This is a genomic window from Streptomyces sp. NRRL B-24085, from assembly GCF_001282115.1.
Lineage (GTDB): Bacteria > Actinomycetota > Actinomycetes > Streptomycetales > Streptomycetaceae > Streptomyces.
The window spans coordinates 1-1165 of record NZ_LJBR01000660.1; the positions used below are offsets into that span (position 1 = coordinate 1).

Sequence of the window (1165 nt, forward strand, 5' to 3'; positions counted from 1 at the left end):
GGGTGGGTTCGGGACTGTTGGTCAGGGGGTGAGCCAGGTGGTGGTGTAGGTGTCGATCTCTTCCTTGATCCTGGTCTTGCCGGGCTCGTCGAGGAACGACGCGTCGACCGCGTTCTTCGCGAGTGCGGCCAGGCCCTGCTCGTCGAGGTCGAGGAGGCGTGCCGCCACCGCGTACTCGCTGTTCAGGTCCGTGCCGAACATCGGCGGGTCGTCCGAGTTGATCGTGACGACGACTCCCGCCTTCACGAACTCCTTGACCGGGTGCTCGTCGAGGGTGCGGACCGCTCGGGTCGCGATGTTGGAGGTGGGGCACACCTCCAGCGGGATGCGGTGCTCGGCGAGGTGGGCGAGGAGCGCCGGGTCCTGGGCGGAGCTCGTGCCGTGCCCGATGCGCTCGGCCCGCAGGTGGGTGAGGGCGTCCCACACCGTCTCCGGGCCGGTCGTCTCGCCGGCGTGCGGGACCGAGTGCAGGCCCGCGGCGATCGCCTTGTCGAAGTACGGCTTGAACTGGGGGCGGGGGACGCCGATCTCGGGCCCGCCGAGACCGAAGCTCACCAGGCCCTCCGGGCGGAGGCGGTCGTCGGTGGCGAGCCTCGTCGTCTCCTCGGCGGCCTCCAGGCCGGCCTCGCCGGGGATGTCGAAGCACCAGCGCAGGACCGTGCCGAACTCCGACTCCGCCGCCTTGCGGGCGTCCTCGATCGCCTCCATGAACGCGCGCTCGTCGATGCCGCGGCGGGTCGAGGAGAACGGGGTGATGGTCAGCTCCGCGTAACGGACCTGCTGGCGGGCGAGGTCCCTGGCGACCTCGTAGGTGAGCAGCCGTACGTCCTCGGGGGTGCGGATCAGGTCCACGACGCTGAGGTAGACGTCGATGAAGTGGGCGAAGTCCGTGAAGGTGAAGTAGTCGACGAGCGCCTCGGGGTCGGTGGGGACCTTGGAGTCGGGGTGGCGGGCGGCCAGTTCGGACACGATACGGGGGGAGGCGGAGCCGACGTGGTGGACGTGGAGTTCGGCCTTGGGCAGGCCGGCGATGAAGGTGTGCAGGTGGTCGGTGGTCGTCATGGGGGCCTCCCCTTGCTGGGCGCCGGGCACGGGGGTCTGCCTGTGCGGGGTTGTCCTGTGCGGCGCGGTGATCGGCTGATCGATGCGGAACATGTTAGGGGGG

At 70.2% G+C, this 1165-nt stretch carries 1 protein-coding gene; it reads right to left on the minus strand.

From position 1 onward, the window contains the following. Positions 1-21: 21 nt before the first annotated feature. On the minus strand, positions 22-1155 hold the full coding sequence (locus AOJ26_RS40960) for an adenosine deaminase (RefSeq protein WP_373413183.1): 1134 nt from the start codon (positions 1153-1155) through the stop codon (positions 22-24). Positions 1156-1165: the final 10 nt, after the last annotated feature.